The 12,202-nt window shown below is 66.7% G+C and carries 11 protein-coding genes; 1 reads left to right on the forward strand and 10 read right to left on the reverse strand.

Annotated features, from left to right (window positions below; all coding sequences use genetic code 11):
• Positions 1 to 56: 56 nt before the first annotated feature.
• The 8 genes from glyA to galB all read right to left on the reverse strand — a co-directional run bounded on the left by glyA (position 57) and on the right by galB (position 8,034).
• Positions 57 to 1,310: a serine hydroxymethyltransferase gene (glyA, locus tag OGL93_RS09205; protein WP_263262313.1), complete on the reverse strand. Its 1,254-nt coding sequence runs from the start codon at positions 1,308 to 1,310 to the stop codon at positions 57 to 59.
• Positions 1,311 to 1,541: 231 nt separating this feature from the next.
• Positions 1,542 to 2,000, reverse strand: a complete 459-nt coding sequence (locus OGL93_RS09210) for a LysR family transcriptional regulator (RefSeq protein WP_263262314.1) — start codon at positions 1,998 to 2,000, stop codon at positions 1,542 to 1,544.
• A 135-nt stretch (positions 2,001 to 2,135) separates the two neighbouring features.
• Positions 2,136 to 3,086, reverse strand: a complete 951-nt coding sequence (locus OGL93_RS09215; RefSeq protein ID WP_263262315.1) for a GlxA family transcriptional regulator — start codon at positions 3,084 to 3,086, stop codon at positions 2,136 to 2,138.
• 109 nt (positions 3,087 to 3,195) lie between these two features.
• Positions 3,196 to 4,107 (reverse strand): NAD(P)-dependent oxidoreductase, encoded by a 912-nt coding sequence (locus OGL93_RS09220; RefSeq protein WP_263262316.1) that lies wholly within the window; start codon positions 4,105 to 4,107, stop codon positions 3,196 to 3,198.
• Complete coding sequence (locus OGL93_RS09225) at positions 4,104 to 5,405, reverse strand: cation:dicarboxylase symporter family transporter (protein WP_263262317.1); 1,302 nt, start codon at positions 5,403 to 5,405, stop codon at positions 4,104 to 4,106. Before OGL93_RS09225 ends, OGL93_RS09220 begins: the two co-directional genes overlap by 4 nt.
• A 98-nt stretch (positions 5,406 to 5,503) precedes the next feature.
• On the reverse strand, positions 5,504 to 6,577 hold the full coding sequence (locus OGL93_RS09230) for a 4-oxalomesaconate tautomerase (RefSeq protein ID WP_263262318.1): 1,074 nt from the start codon (positions 6,575 to 6,577) through the stop codon (positions 5,504 to 5,506).
• 3 nt (positions 6,578 to 6,580) lie between these two features.
• A complete protein-coding gene (locus tag OGL93_RS09235) occupies positions 6,581 to 7,297 on the reverse strand; it encodes a 4-carboxy-4-hydroxy-2-oxoadipate aldolase/oxaloacetate decarboxylase (protein WP_263262319.1) in 717 nt (238 codons plus the stop codon).
• Entirely contained in the window at positions 7,294 to 8,034 is a 741-nt protein-coding gene (gene galB / locus OGL93_RS09240; protein WP_263262320.1) for a 4-oxalmesaconate hydratase, read from the reverse strand. Before galB ends, OGL93_RS09235 begins: the two co-directional genes overlap by 4 nt.
• A gap of 145 nt (positions 8,035 to 8,179) precedes the next feature.
• Between galB and OGL93_RS09245 the strand changes: the two genes are divergently transcribed.
• A complete protein-coding gene (locus tag OGL93_RS09245) occupies positions 8,180 to 9,358 on the forward strand; it encodes a LysR substrate-binding domain-containing protein (RefSeq protein ID WP_263262321.1) in 1,179 nt (392 codons plus the stop codon).
• 80 nt (positions 9,359 to 9,438) lie between these two features.
• On the opposite strand, the gene OGL93_RS09250 is transcribed toward OGL93_RS09245, so the two are convergent.
• Together OGL93_RS09250 and OGL93_RS09255 are read right to left on the reverse strand one after the other, a co-directional pair.
• Positions 9,439 to 10,707, reverse strand: coding sequence for a gallate dioxygenase (locus tag OGL93_RS09250; protein ID WP_263262322.1), 1,269 nt, complete (start codon positions 10,705 to 10,707; stop codon positions 9,439 to 9,441).
• Between the two features lie 15 nt (positions 10,708 to 10,722).
• Positions 10,723 to 12,075 carry an aromatic acid/H+ symport family MFS transporter gene (locus OGL93_RS09255; RefSeq protein ID WP_263262323.1) on the reverse strand — a complete coding sequence of 451 codons (1,353 nt, stop codon included), beginning with the start codon at positions 12,073 to 12,075 and terminating at the stop codon, positions 10,723 to 10,725.
• Positions 12,076 to 12,202: the final 127 nt, after the last annotated feature.

A 12,202-nucleotide genomic window follows, 5' to 3' on the forward strand; every position in this document is an offset into this window, starting at 1 on the left:
CCAACCTTGCGGTTGACCCCTCGCACGCCAGCGCCAATGGCTTGCCCAGGCGGCTGTCAGCGGCGGTACACCGGATAATCCGCGCACAACTGGGCGACCTGGCGGGCGATCAATGCTTCGACCTCGGCGTCGCCCAAATGGTCGAGAATATCGCAGACCCACCCGGCCAGCCGTGTGCAGGCCGCCGCATCGAAGCCGCGGGTGGTCACCGCCGCCGAACCGATGCGCAAGCCGGAGGTGACGAAGGGTGACTGCGGGTCATTGGGCACCGCGTTCTTGTTCACGGTAATGCCCGCGCGGCCCAGGGCGGCGTCGGCGTCCTTGCCGGTGATGCCCTGGCGTACGAGGCTCAGCAAGAACAGGTGATTGTCGGTGCCGCCGCTGATCACGTCGTAGCCGCGCTGCACGAACACCGCGGCCATGGCCCTGGCATTGGCCACCACCTGCTGCTGGTAGTGGACGAAGCCTGGCTCGGCCGCTTCCTTGAAGCACACGGCCTTGGCCGCGATCACATGCATCAGCGGCCCGCCCTGGATGCCGGGGAACACTGCACTGTTGAGCTTCTTTTCGAGGGCGTCGTTGGCCCGCGCCAGGATCAACCCGCCGCGCGGCCCGCGCAGGGTCTTGTGGGTGGTGCTGGTCACCACGTCGGCGTACGGCACCGGGTTGGGATACAGGCCCGCGGCAACCAGCCCGGCCACATGGGCCATGTCCACGAGCAGCAGCGCACCCACGCTGTCGGCAATCTGCCGCAGGCGCGGGAAGTCCAGGTAGCGGGAGTAGGCCGAGAACCCCGCCACCAGCATCTTCGGGCGATGTTCCTGGGCCAGGCGGGCGACCTCGTCGTAGTCGATCAGCCCCTGGTCGTTCACTCCGTAATGCACGGCGTTATACAACTTGCCCGAAGCGCTGACCGCGGCGCCGTGGGTCAGGTGCCCGCCGTGGGCCAGGCTCATGCCCAGCAGGGTGTCGCCCGGTTGCAGCAGCGCCAGATACACCGCGGCATTGGCTTGCGACCCGGAGTGCGGCTGGACATTGGCATAGGCGGCGCCGAACAGTGCCTTGGCGCGCTCGATAGCCAGCTGCTCGACCTTGTCTACCTCGGCGCAGCCACCGTAATAGCGCTTGCCTGGGTAGCCCTCGGCATATTTGTTGGTCAGCAGGCTGCCTTGGGCCTGCATCACCCGCGGGCTGGCATAGTTCTCCGAAGCGATCAGCTCGATGTGGGCCTCCTGGCGCTGGCCTTCGGCGTCGATCATCGCCATCAGCTCGTCGTCGTAGCCTGCAATTCGATCGTGGGTGCTAAACATTGGGCGTCGTCCTGTTCCAAATCCCGGGTGAAAGCCAATCCTTCACCCGGGGGATGGAGCAGGGAGCGTGCCACCCGTGGTTAGCTCGGAAAATCAATGAGTTGCGCTAAAAGCGACTGAGCAGGCGTGTAACATTTTCGTTACAGCAAAGGGCGCGCGGAAACGCGCCAGTGAGAGCGAAGCGGTCCGGCAGGCCCTACCGCAAGGCGCGCAGCCACCGTGGCGGTTTCGTTACAGCGTACGGGTTTCGTTCCAGGACGGCGGGGAGTTGCTGGCCATCTCGCCAGGGCCGTGGATCGCTTCATTGTCGGGGCCGAGGGGCCGCCGCCTTTGCTGGCTGAATCTTCCAAGGGTCAGGCTGCCTGGGCCCAACGCCGCTATTGGCCACAACAGCAGCAGCGACATCCAGCCCAGGCCGCCGCCCTGGCCGAAGGCGAATGCCGCGCCCAGCCCAAGCACAATGGGCAGGCACGCCAACCGCGCCCATATGCCCGCGGCCACCAGCAGGGGGCAAACGAGCAGGCTGAACAGGCCAAGGCCCAGCGTCAAGGCGTCGCCCAAGAGGAGGGAGGTATCGTCCGCCTGTACCAACCGGTACCACCGACTCAGCAGCGGCATGCCATGGCAAGCCAGCAGCAAACATGCGCCACTCACCCGCGTGGCAAGCAGCGACCAGGCGACAGCCGACATGGTGAACCTCCTTGAACCGACCCATGCGGATATGGTCGCACCTGCCGCGCTGGCGGCAATTGCCGAGAAGGGCGCGAAACTGCCAAAGAGGAGCCATCGACGGCCATCGTCCCGCGGGTGCCGCCCCGCCCAGGTTCAGCCGAACTGGCGCCGATACTGATCCGGGGTCAGCCCCAACCGCTCGCTGAACGACAGCCGCATATGCCGGGCGCTGCCAAAACCGCTGCGAAACGCGACGGTCTTGAGCGGCAGGTCGCTGTTTTCGAGCAGCTCGCGGGCGCGGTCTACCCGGGCCCGCTGCACGAACTCCATGGGCGTGGTGCTGGTTTCGCGGCTGAACAGGCGGGCGAAATGGCGCGGGCTCATGGCCGCCAGCCCAGCGAGGCGGTCGACGCTGAAGGGCTCTTCGAGGTGATCGAGCACGTAGTTCTGCACCCGGCCGATGGCGGAGTCTTCCTTGGCCATGGCCGCCACCAGCGGGCTGAACTGCGCCTGGCCGCCCTGGCGTTGCATCACCACCAGCAAGACCTTGGCGACGTCCAGGGCGATCTGGCGACCGTGGTCTTCACTGACCACCGACAGCGCCATGTCGATGCCGGCGGTGACGCCGCCGGAAGTGAACAGGTTGTCGTCCTTGATGAAAATCTTGTCCGTTTCGATCTGGGCACTGGGGAAGCGCTGGCGCAAGCGGCTGATGTAGTGCCAGTGGGTGGTGACATGGCGATGGTCGAGCAGCCCGGCCTCACCCAGCACGAAGGCGCCGGTGCAGATCGAACCGAAGCGCCGGGACTGTTTCGCTGCCGCTTGCAGCCAGGGCAAGGCGTCGTCGTGGCGGTCGTTGTAGGCGCCCGGCCCGCCAGGCACGAGGAGAAAATCCCAGCTCGGCGACGCTTCGCTCAGGAGCAGGTCCGCGTGCAGGGTGATGCCATTGGACGCCCGCACGCTGGGGCCGGCGGTGCTGATGGTGGAAATGCGGTAATGCTGGCTGGGCTCCAGGTAGCGGTTGGCAATGGAAAACACTTCCACCGGCCCGGCCATGTCCAGCATGAGGATGTCTGGATAGAGCAGGATGGCGATGTCTTTCATGGTGCGGTCCCCGGATGCGCCAAGCCGGCGCAGGCGGGGCCACTATAACAAGGCCCATGGCGCAGGCAAGGCCATGCAGGCCTGGGTGCCGGCAACCCGGCGGCCGGCGTTAGCCCGGGGTGTGCGCCAGGGCGTCGGCGAGGCGGGTCCAGTCGAAGGGTTCCAGCGCCGCGTAGGCCAGGCCCTGCGCCGCCATGGCGTCGACCAGGCCGCGCTGGGCGTGCACCGTGGCTTGGCTCATGTGGGGAATCACGCCCACGTCGCCAGCGGTCTTGGCCACTTCTTCCATTTCCTCGGCACGGCGGCGGCCGTGTTCGGCGATGCGGCTGATCAGGTAGTGGGGCTGCGCGCCGTCCCAGCCCATCTCCGGGAAGCTCTGGTGCAGCGAGCGCAGCACCTCGGCCTCGGCGCCATAGCGGCGCGCCGTGGTCATGGCTTCGGCCGTCAAGGCTTCGAGCCCCTTGATCAGGATGCTGCGGCACATCTTGATCGCCGACGCCACGCCGACCTCTTCACTGACTGCCCGCACATTCATGCCCAGCGCGGCCAGCTCCGGCAGCAGGGCCGCCGCCCGCCGCCCGCCGAGCAGGATCGGGGTTTGCAGCCGCTTGGGTGGTACCGGGGCCATCACCGCGGCGTCGATGTAACTGGCCCCTGCCGCTTCGATGGCATCCCGGGCGCTGCGCTTGGTGTTGGGCGCCACGGAGTTGATGTCGATGAACAACTGGCCGGCCTGCAGGTGCGGCGCCAGTTGCCGCGCCACGTCGAGGGCCGAACCTGCAGTGACCGCCGAGATCACCCAGTCAGCCCCTTCGGCGGCCGCGGCGGCGCTATCGGCCAGGCGCACGCCGGCTTCACCGGCACGGGCCTCGAGCGGCGCGCGGCTGGCGGCTTGCGCCAGCAGCCGGTCATAGGTGCTGACGGCCAGCCCCTGGGCGGCCAGGTCGGTGGCCAGAATGCCGCCGGCTTCGCCGAAGCCAATCAGGGCGACGCGGGGTGGCGTAGGGGTGTTAGCGCTCATTTGAGGTCCTCTTGCAGGGGCTGGGGCGTTTCGGCGGGGCTGCTCAGGCGCGGCGCGCCGGCATCGCGGGCGCAGGCGTCGAAGCGTTCGCGGTCGAGCAGGCCCTCCCAGCGGCTGATCACGAACACCGCCACACTGTTGCCGATCACGTTGACCGTGGATGTGGCGATCGCCAGCACCCGGTCGATGCCGAACAGCAGGCCGATAGCGCCGTCGGGCAGCAGCTTCACCGATTGCAGCGTGGCCGCCAGCTTGATCACCGCGCCACCTGCGGCGCCGGCGCCGCCCTTGCTGGTGAGCAGCATGACCCCCAGCAGGCTCAGCTGCTGGCCGAGCGACAGCGGCGTGTCCGTGGCCTGCGCCAGGAACCCCAGCCCGCAGGCCATGTAGAGGCAAGCGCCGTCGATATTGAAGCTGTAGCCCGCCGGCAGCACGAAACCCACTACCGCTTCGTCGCAGCCGGCTTTCTCCAGCTTGGTCACCAGGCGCGGGAAGGCTGCCTCGCTGGACGCGGTGCCCATGGCGATGATGGCTTCCTCTTTGATGATCTTGAGGATCTTGAGCAGCGACAGCCCGGCCAGGGCAGCGACGCTGCCGAGCACCAGGAAGATGAAGATCAGCACACTGGCGTAGTAGGTAAGGATGTAGCGCAGCAGGTACAGCAACGTCGAATGGCCGTAGCTGCCCACCGCGGCGGCCATGGCACCGAAGGCGCCAATGGGGGACAGCCGCATGATGTAGCTCAGCAGCTTGAACACCACGGTCTGCCCTTCATCGAGCAGGCGCAGGCCGATCCAGTCGGGCTTGGCACAAGCGGCCAGGGCGATGCCTACCAGCAGTGATACGAACAGGGCGGGGAGTATCTGGTCGCCCACGAACGCCGACACCAGGGTTTTGGGGATGATCGCCAGCAGGAACTCCACGGTATCGAACTGGCTGTCGGCGAGCTTAGGCACCGGGTGGGAGAGGTTGCCATCGAGGTTGGCGTGCAAGCCCGCGCCGGGTTGCACCAGGCTCACCACCACGAAGCCCACCAGCATGGCCAGGGTGCTGACCACTTCGAAGTAGACCAGGGTTTTCACGCCGATCCGCCCCAGCCGGCGGAAGTCGCCGATATGGGCGATGCCGCGCACCACGGTGAAGAAGATGATCGGGCCGAGCAGCATCTTGAGCAGGGCGATGAACGCGGTGCCAAGGGGTTGCATCTTTACCGCGACGGCGGGCGCCGCCAACCCCAGGGCGATCGCCAGGGCCATGGCGATCAGTACCTGGATGTACAGTTTGCCGAGCATTTTCATGAAAGGACCTCGCGTATTGTTTTTGTGCGTCGCGTGGGTACTGCATGTGCGCTGTACGGCCCTGCCTGGCCTTGAGGCCGGGCAGGGCCTGGGCTGGGTCAGGGCCAGAGGCTTCCTGGCACCTGCACCTTGCCGTCGAACAGCAACCTCGCGGTGCGCAGCAGCCCGCAGCCGGCGATCTGGCCGTTGTCCAGGCGCAGCTCCACGGAAAACTCCCCGGTAGGGTGTTCCACCGACAGCAGCGGGCGGTCGCCTGGGGGGATGGAGGCCAGCCCGCGGGCCACGCCGCCTTCGAGCAGGCACGCTGACGCCACGCTCACGGCCGCGAACACGCCGATGGAGGCATGGCAGCGGTGCGGGATAAAACTGCGGGTGTGGATCGCGCCGCCGTCGCGTGGCTCGGCCACCAGGCACATCTTTGGCACGCTGCGTTGGGAGACATCGCCCAGGTTCATCCGCGGCCCCGCCTGCAGCCGTATGGCTTCCACCCGCTGCTTGAGCGCAGCGTCGGCGTCCAGCTCGGCGGGGGTTTCATAGCCGGTCACGCCAAGGTCGCTGGCGCGCATTACGATCACTGGCATGCCATTGTCGATGCAGGTCACCTGCACCCCATCGAAGGTGTCGATGGCATTGCCAGTGGGCAGCAGGCTGCCGCAACTGGAGCCCGCCACGTCGGTGAATTCCACCAGCAGCGGGGCGGCGGTGCCAGGCACGCCGTCGATTCTGGCGGCGCCTTCGTAGCGAACGTTACCGCCTTGCACCGGCACCTGGGCGACGGCGATCTGCCCAGTGTTGACCATGTGAATGCGCACGGTGGTCATCTCGCCGGTGGCGGCCACCAGCCCGCGTTCGATGGCGAAGGGGCCGACCCCGGCGAGAATATTGCCGCAGTTCTGCCCGTAATCCACGCGGGGTTCGGCCACCACTACTTGGGCGAAGAGGTAATCCACATCGGCGTCGGCGCGCGGCGAGGGGCTGATGATCGCCACCTTGCTGGTGAGCGAGTCGGCGCCGCCGATGCCGTCGATCTGCCGTGGGTCTGGCGAACCCATCGCTGCCAGCAGCACGCGGTCACGCTGAGCGGGGGCCGCGGGCAGGTCGCTGGCAAGAAAATAGGCACCCTTGGAGGTGCCGCCGCGCATCATCAGGCAAGGAATGGCGCGTTGGGCCATGGCCTAGGCCTCCAGGTCGTCGAGGCGGTCCACGTAGCGCAGGCCCTTTTCGGCCAGCCGTGGGCGCATGTCGTAGATGTCCAGCCCCAGCTCACCGTCCGCCAGGCGCACGCGCTTGTGCTCTTCCACCTCGGCGCGCCTGCGGCTGGCGTCCAGCACCGAAGCCACTTCGCCACGGCGCACCACGACCACGCCATCGTCGTCGGCGACGATAGCGTCGCCGGGATGGATCAGCTGATCGCCGCACACCAGGGGGATATTCACCGAGCCGAGGGTTTCCTTCACGGTGCCTTGGGCGCTGATTGCCCGCGACCACACCGGGAAGCCCATCTCGCGTAGGGTGCGGGTGTCGCGCACGCCGGCATCGATCACCAGCGCGGCCACGCCACGGGCCTTGAGCGAGGTCGCCAGCAGGTCGCCGAAGTACCCGTCGGCGCAAGGCGAGGAGGGCGCCACTACCAGGATGTCGCCGGGTTGGCATAGCTCCACGGCCACATGGAACATCCAGTTGTCGCCAGGGGCCACCAGCACGGTGACGGCGCTGCCGGCAGTGCCGAAGTCCTGTTGGATGGGCCGGATGTCCCGCCGCAGCAGGCCCTTGCGCCCCTGGGCCTCATGCACGGTGGCAACGCCCAGGGTGGCCAGTTCATTGAGGGCGGTGGCGTCTGCGCGGTCGATCTGGCGGACCACAACGCCGGTTTTACCGATCAGCGCGCTCATCCCAGGTTCTCCGTCACGCGGGGGAACACGCTCTGATAGCCCTCGCCGTACTGGATGTTCTTGCTCGAGGTGATGCCCACGTTGCGCTTAGCTTGCACGCCACGTTGCAGGGCCACGCGGGTGTAGTACTCCCACAGGTGTTCCTGGCCGGCCATGCACTGGATGGCGGCGTACTTCTGCTCCCATACCGAGGTGATGTCCAGCAGCACGTCCGGGCACCAGCTGCATTGCTCGGGCTGATGCGGCTCGAAGCTATACACCGGCGGCGCGCCGATGATCTTCTGGCCAGGCTCGAAGCCTTCGGCCTGGGCGATGATTCGCGCTTCCTCGGCGAGGGCCAGCGCGCGCGGGTGGTCGTAGTTGTACGGGTCCAGGCGGGAATGGCTGAGCACGAACTCCGGCTGTACCCGGCGATACACCCGCGCCAGGCGCAACAAGGCGTCGTGGTCGATGCGCAGCGGGTAGTCGCCCAGGTCGAAGAACTCCACGGTGGCGCCAAGGATGGCCGCGGCCGCCTCGGCCTCGCGCTGGCGAGACTCCTTGACCAGGGCTTCAGTCATCTCGGCGCCTTTGCGCCACAGCTTGGCCGACTCGCCGCGCTCGCCATACGAGAGGCAAACGATGTGCACGTCATAGCCCTGCTGCGCATGCAGGGCGATGGCGCCGCCTGCGCGCCACACGAAGTCGGCGGAATGCGCACTGACCACCAGCGCTGTTTTCTTGTTGGGTTCAGACATGGACGGCTCCTTATTCGATACAGCAGGTTTGCATGCGGCGCCGCGCTGGCATAATGCGATGGCTTGCAGCAGGTATGCGTTTTAATTATCGAAGTTCAAAGGCCGGTGTAGGCCGCCAGGGTGATCGATGGACGTGCCGAATCTCATGCAAATTCGCGCCTTCGTGCGGGTGGCCGAGCTGGGAAGTATCTCCCGGGCGTGCGAAACGCTGTTCCGGGCGCAGTCCGTGGTGACCCGCGCCATCGCGGACCTGGAACAGCGCCTGGGCGCGGTGCTGTTCGAGCGCCGGGCCAATGGCATGCTCCTCACCGACCACGGCAAGCGGGTAATGCCCCGCGCCCGCGCTGCGCTCAGCGAACTGGCGCGGGTGCCGGCGATCGTCGGCGACAGCTCCGGGGCCGAACCGCTGTACCTGCTCAACGCCCGCCGGTTGCAGGTGTTCGTGCGCTTGTGTGCCAGCCGCCACATGCAAACCGTGGCCAGCCACTTCGGCTTGACCCAGCCAGCGGTGAGCTCGGCGCTGAAAGTGTTGGAAAACGGCAGCGGCCAGGTGCTGTTCGAGCGAACGCCACGGGGGCTGCTGCCTACCCGCATCGCCACCGACATGCTGGTGCCGATCCGCCGCGCCCTGAACGAGCTGCGCCACATCGACGCCGACCTCGCCGCGCTGCGCGGCAACCTGCAGGGCGTGGTGACCATCGGCGCCTTGCCGCTGTGCCGCACACGCATCCTGCCGCAAGCGATCACCGCCCTCTTGCAGGCCCACCCACAGGTGCGCATCGCCACCCATGAAAGCCCCTTCGAATGGCTGGCCAGCGAACTGCGCGCCGGCGACCTGGACTTCATCCTCGGCGCCCTGCGGCCGAGCGAATACGCGTCCGACCTGCACGGCGAAGCCTTGCTCAACGAAGAAATGGTGGTGCTGGCGCAGCGCGGCCACCCCTTGCTCGACCAAGGCGTGAGCCCGGCAGACCTGGCCAACGCGCGCTGGGTCCTGCCGCGCGCGGCAACGCCGGCGCGGCAGCTGCTGGAGGGGTTTTTCGAAGCCATGGGGCTGGAGCCGCCGGTACCGGTGGTGGAAACCGGCGACCTGGCGCTGATCCGCGGGTTGCTGTTGCAGTCGGACATGCTCACGGCCGTGTCGGCGCACCAGCTGGAATACGAGATCGCCAACGGCAGCCTGCAACGGCTGCCCTTGCAACTGCGCCATACCAGCCGCGCAATCGGCCTGATCCACCGCGCCAATGCGCTGCATTCGCCAGCGGCGCAGGCGCTGATGGAGGAAATCCGGCGAGTGGTCAGCCGCCCGGCGGAGCGACTCTAGACGTTGGCACCCTGTCACGGCCGCGCGCCGACAAGCCGTGCCGCAACGGATTCAGGCGCTAAAGCCCACAGGAACGAGGCTTAGGACTTGGCTGGCTCCTTGCCCGCCACCGAATACAGCACCTTCTGGTTACGGGTGGCCTGGAAGTCTTCCAGGCTCTGCCCGCGCATGTGCGCGTAGATGTGCAGATTGCTCACCCCCACCACTGCACCGAGCTTCTCCAGCAGGAAGAAAATCACCCCGTAGTGGATCAGCCCGCGCCAGTCGCGGCGGCGTACCAGCTCGCGTTCTTCCTCGGTCAGGGCATGCTCGGCGAACAGCGTTTCCGGCTCGCCGCGGAAGCGTTCGCGGAACGCCGGGGCGATCAGCTGGTGCAGGAAGCGGTTGAGGCGATAGCCCTTGGCGCTGCGGGCCAGGTCGAAGGGGTAGGTGCCTTCCAGCGCCTCGATACCCTTGAGTTGCTCGCCGGCCTTGGCGCGGTAGCGCTCGGCCAGGTCGACCGGCAGCGGCCGGGCCTGGTTTTCCAGGATCAGCGTGGCGATCCCGGTCATGGACGGCAGGTAGTAGCCATGGTGGAGCAGGTCTACGTTGGCCGAGAGCGCGCCGCGCATGATCAGCCAGGTCACCACTTCAGCGCCTTCCAGGCCGCCGAGGGTGGCGAACTCGGCGATGGTCATCTGCGTCAGCGGCTCGGGGTCATGCACCAGCGAGCTCAAAAATTGCGCGTCCCACTCGGTGTTGTTGAACCCACAGCGCTCACCGTGCACCTGGTGCGACACGCCGCCGGTGGCCACGATGGCCACGTCGATGTCTTCGGGGAAGCTCTCGATGGCCCGGCGCAGTGCCTTGCCCAGCTTGTAGCAGCGGCTGGCGCTGGGGATCGGGAACTGCAACACGCCCATCTGCAGCGGCACCACCTTCACCGGCCAGCCATCGCTGTGCGGCAGCAAGGCCGACATCGGCGAAAACAGGCCGTGGTCGATGGGCTTGTCGCGGAAGAACGCCATGTCGAATTCTTCGGCCATCAGGCTTTGCCCGATGTGCCGGCTCAACGCCGCGTGGCCTTCGATCGCCGGCAGGTCACGCGGGCCACCGCCTTCGTCGGCAACTTCATAGCGCTCGTCCACACCCAGTGCAAAGGCTGAGTAATGGTCGAAGAAGAAGGATGTCACGTGGTCGTTGTAGATGTAGAACAGCACATCTGGCTTGCGCTCCTGGAGCCAGGTGCAGATCGGGCCGAAATTCTCGAAGATCGGCGCCCACGCCGGGTCTTGCTGCTTGTTGTGATCCACGGCAAAGCCGATGGTGGGCGTGTGGGAGACCGCGAGGCCGCCGATGATTCGTGCCATGTCTATTTCCTTACTTCAATGGGTTGCTACAGCCTGCGGAGCGCTTGCCGAGGCGCGTCGCGCGGCCTTGGCGTTGGCAAGAATCGCCAGCGCCGCGATCAGCGCCGGTACCGCAAGCAGGATGAACAAGGTGACCAGGCTCAGGCCCATGGCCAAAACGACCCCGCCGATGATCGACCCGAAGATCGCACCGAAGCGCCCCACGCCCAGCATCCAGCTTACGCCGGTGGCGCGGGCTTCGGTGGGGTAGTAGCTAGGGGCGAAGGCGTTGAGGCCGGTTTGCGCGCCGCTCATGAAGAACCCGGCGGCCGCCACGCCGACGATCATCAGGGTCGATTCCAACCCGGCGAAGCCCAGCGAAGCGATGCATAGCGCACCCAGCGTGTAGGCACCGGCAATCACCCGGTTCGGCTGGCGCCGGTCCATGGTCCAGCCCACGACCAGCGCGCCAATGGTGCCGCCGATCTGGAACAGGCCCGTGGTGCGAGCGGCCTGCTCGACCGAAATGCCCGATTCCTTCATCAAGGTAGGCAGCCAGCCCATGGTCAGGTAGATGACCATCAGGCCCATGAAATATGTAGCCCATAGCGCCAGGGTGCCCATGCGGAAGCGCTCGTTGAACAGAGTGCTCAGCGGCATGCGGCGAACGATGGACGGCTCCGGCGAGGTGAACTGTTCGCTGCCGTTGAAGCGGCCGCCCATGCGGTTGAGCAGCCTGGCGATGGCGCTGGCAGGGGCGCCCTTGACCACCAGGAAGCGCGCCGATTCAGGCAGGAACAACCACAGGAACGGCACCAGCAGCAGCGGCAGGATGCCGCCGACCATCAACACCGAGTGCCAGCCGTGGGCGCCCAACAGCCAGGCGGCGACGAAGCCACCCGCGCCCGAGCCCAGGTTGAAGCCGGTGAACATCAGCGTGATCAGCACCGAGCGGTAACGTTCGGGCAGGTACTCAGAGAGCAGGGTGGTGGTGTTGGGCATGGCCGCGCCCAGGCCAATGCCCGTAAGGAAGCGCAGGATGGCCAGTTCATAGGGGTTACGGGCGAAGGCGCAGGCCAGGCTGAGCACGGCGAAGCAGGTCACCGCCAGCAGCAACACTTTCTTGCGGCCGAAGCGGTCGGCGTAAGGGCCGGCGAGCATGGCGCCGGCGGCCAGGCCGAACATCGCAGCGCTCATCACCGGGCCGAAGGCGGCCTTGCTCAGGCCCCAGTCCTGCATCAGCGCCGGAGCGATAAAGCCCATCACCGCGACGTCGACGCCGTCGAATAGCACAATGAAGAAGCAGAGCGCGAGGATGAGCCATTGTTGCGGTGAAACGGGACGCTCGTCGATCCACTGTTTCACGTCCACGCGTGTGTTCGTTTGCATGAAAGCCACCCTGAATTGTCATTGTTGTGCTGTCGGTCGATGCGCCGACATGGCGTGCCGTTCGAATGCCCAGCGTTCGCCGGGCAGGCGGTCCAGAGCAAAGTAATGGCCAAACGCAGGCGTTGTC

The sequence above is a fragment of the Pseudomonas sp. RIT-PI-S genome (assembly GCF_025642975.1).
Classification (GTDB): Bacteria; Pseudomonadota; Gammaproteobacteria; order Pseudomonadales; family Pseudomonadaceae; genus Aquipseudomonas.

What these genes read in the sequence shown, in the direction of transcription:
- OGL93_RS09210 (WP_263262314.1), bottom strand. Translation starts at nt 2,000, where the DNA reads ATGTCGGCTGTCGCCTGGTCGCTGCTTGCCACGCGGGTGAGTGGCGCA.
- OGL93_RS09220 (WP_263262316.1), bottom strand. Translation starts at nt 4,107, where the DNA reads ATGAGCGCTAACACCCCTACGCCACCCCGCGTCGCCCTGATTGGCTTC.
- OGL93_RS09225 (WP_263262317.1), bottom strand. Translation starts at nt 5,405, where the DNA reads ATGAAAATGCTCGGCAAACTGTACATCCAGGTACTGATCGCCATGGCC.
- OGL93_RS09255 (WP_263262323.1), bottom strand. Translation starts at nt 12,075, where the DNA reads ATGCAAACGAACACACGCGTGGACGTGAAACAGTGGATCGACGAGCGT.
- OGL93_RS09245 (WP_263262321.1), top strand. Translation starts at nt 8,180, where the DNA reads ATGCAAATTCGCGCCTTCGTGCGGGTGGCCGAGCTGGGAAGTATCTCC.
- OGL93_RS09230 (WP_263262318.1), bottom strand. Translation starts at nt 6,577, where the DNA reads ATGGCCCAACGCGCCATTCCTTGCCTGATGATGCGCGGCGGCACCTCC.
- OGL93_RS09235 (WP_263262319.1), bottom strand. Translation starts at nt 7,297, where the DNA reads ATGAGCGCGCTGATCGGTAAAACCGGCGTTGTGGTCCGCCAGATCGAC.
- glyA (WP_263262313.1), bottom strand. Translation starts at nt 1,310, where the DNA reads ATGTTTAGCACCCACGATCGAATTGCAGGCTACGACGACGAGCTGATG.
- OGL93_RS09250 (WP_263262322.1), bottom strand. Translation starts at nt 10,707, where the DNA reads ATGGCACGAATCATCGGCGGCCTCGCGGTCTCCCACACGCCCACCATC.
- OGL93_RS09215 (WP_263262315.1), bottom strand. Translation starts at nt 3,086, where the DNA reads ATGAAAGACATCGCCATCCTGCTCTATCCAGACATCCTCATGCTGGAC.
- galB (WP_263262320.1), bottom strand. Translation starts at nt 8,034, where the DNA reads ATGTCTGAACCCAACAAGAAAACAGCGCTGGTGGTCAGTGCGCATTCC.